This is a genomic window from Pseudomonas floridensis (assembly GCF_002087235.1).
GTDB classification, from domain to species: domain Bacteria; phylum Pseudomonadota; class Gammaproteobacteria; order Pseudomonadales; family Pseudomonadaceae; genus Aquipseudomonas; species Aquipseudomonas floridensis.
Genome location: NZ_MUIO01000237.1, coordinates 1 through 1979, shown reverse-complemented (window position 1 = coordinate 1979; position 1979 = coordinate 1). Strand labels below are relative to the sequence as shown.

Annotated in this window: 1 protein-coding gene and 1 pseudogene; both read right to left on the bottom strand. The window is 59.2% G+C overall.

All coding sequences use genetic code 11. The features are described 5' to 3' along the window. Positions 1 to 173: 173 nt before the first annotated feature. A pseudogene (locus BZK31_RS28575) lies at positions 174 to 584 on the bottom strand (PAAR domain-containing protein); the annotation flags it as partial. Positions 585 to 717: 133 nt separating this feature from the next. Next, complete coding sequence (locus tag BZK31_RS28570) at positions 718 to 1917, bottom strand: GGDEF domain-containing protein (protein WP_083186481.1); 1200 nt, start codon at positions 1915 to 1917, stop codon at positions 718 to 720. Between the last annotated feature and the right edge of the window lie 62 nt (positions 1918 to 1979).

Below are 1979 nucleotides of genomic sequence, written 5' to 3'. Positions count from 1 at the left end.
AGCCTTTCAAGCGTCAGAAATGCCAGCACCCAATGCTTGCGAACGGAGCCGTTACACCGCTGCGAGCACTTATGAAAGCGACGACCGCCTGAGCGGATCCAGGCCAGTTGTCTTCCAGACAGCAGCCCCGCACATGCACAGTTATTTGCGGGCTATCGCACATGCGACTCAGACACCAACGCCCCCGCCTCTTCAGCCCTGCCCGGCAAGTCCGGATCGCTCAACAGCGTATCCAGTTGCTGTTCATCCAGCGTTCCATCACTGCGCAAAATGCCGAGCCGGGAGAAATCGATGACGCTCGCTGCGCCACTACCTGTGCTGAACCCACCACCTACATCAGGGCTGCCGTTGACGATCATGCCACCGTGGCTGGTGGGGCTGCCGAGATGCGCCATGGGGCGACCGTTGACCATGATCGAGGGAAAGCCCGCGACGATCACTGCTCCACACGCACAGACATCACCGACCCTGGCGATCCCTGATGAGTTGGCGAGTACATCGCCGGAGGCGGTGATAATCGGCGTGGGAATATGTCCGGGTATCGGACAGACATGCAGGTCGCCCTGGCGTGCGGTGGGAATCATACGAGGTCCTCTGGTTCATCACGGAACACCTGCGCAATGCAGGGGTGATGACGCTAAAGGCGATGCTCAGGATAATCTGTCGGACCGTTCCGAGAATGATGCGGGAAACCCTGATCGAGGTTGGCAGACCCTGTCAAAGATCAGCCGTGATGACCCGTTCTATCCGATCACGATGCTGTTTGGCGCGATACAAGGCTCGATCGACGGCGCGCAGCAGGCCCTCGAAGCTTTCATGGTGACAGGTGGTGGCTTCGGCCAGCCCTGCGCTGAAAGCGATTCGCAGTGACAGCCCCGGCTCCAGCTCGCGGACGTCGAGCGCATCACGCAGGCGGTCGAGCAAGCTTTGTGCCTGTTGCACGCTGGTGCGCGGGAGAACCAGCAGGAACTCCTCGCCACCCCAGCGCACGAACACATCCGGGCTGCGCTTGAGCGTGAACACGGCCTGGGCAAAGCACTGCAGGACCCGATCGCCGACTGCGTGACCGAACGTGTCATTGATGACTTTGAAATTGTCCAGATCGATCATGGCCACTGCCATCGGGTATCTACCCTTCGAGGCTTGAGTCCATTCCTTGTCCAGCGTGGTCGCGGCGCCGCGACGATTCATCGCACCGGTCAACGCGTCGGTCACACCCAGCGTATATAACTGCATGCGCAGTTGCTCCTGAAGCATCAAGGCGAAGCTCAGGGTAAACAGAAACGAGATCATGAAATCCATGGCCAGCGCTCCTCTCGACAGCAGATCCGGCTCGTCAAATGGCAGCGGAGCAATTGGCTCGACAATCAGTTGAACTGCCGAGGTCCCGTGGAAATACATCACCACCGCTTGCCCGACCAGCAACCCCCATGCACCGCGATAACGGTCCTTAAGTCCCAGCGCGACTTTGAACTGGTAACCGATGGTCAGCAGTGCCATGAACGAAAACCAGGGCAACAACCAGGACGAGTGCAGGGTCAGCCACGCGATCACGCTGTACAGCAGCGCAGGCATCAAAACCACGGTGGCGTGAAAATAACGCTCGCCGGTACGTTCATGAAACTGAATCAGCGCCGCCGTATGGCAACCGATGGCCACCAACAACAGGCCGGTACTGGCCAACAGCGCTTGTTCGGGCGAGAAGATTCCCAGCCAGGCGTAATCCGCAGGTAAAAGGCCGGGCTGAAGAATGTCGGCCAGACGGTAGGCTGTCAGCACCATGTCACCGGCAAGCCACCAGTAAAGTGACGTGTTGTGTCCGCTGAGGCTCATGCACGACAGGCACAACAGAATCGCCGTCATCAATCCGAACGGCGTGACGAGCAGCAACAAGGTGAAAGGATCGTTCAAAAGCATGGGACGACTTCAGGATAGGGGGCGCTTGGGACGGCCGCATTATGGCAGACCGCCACCGCCTT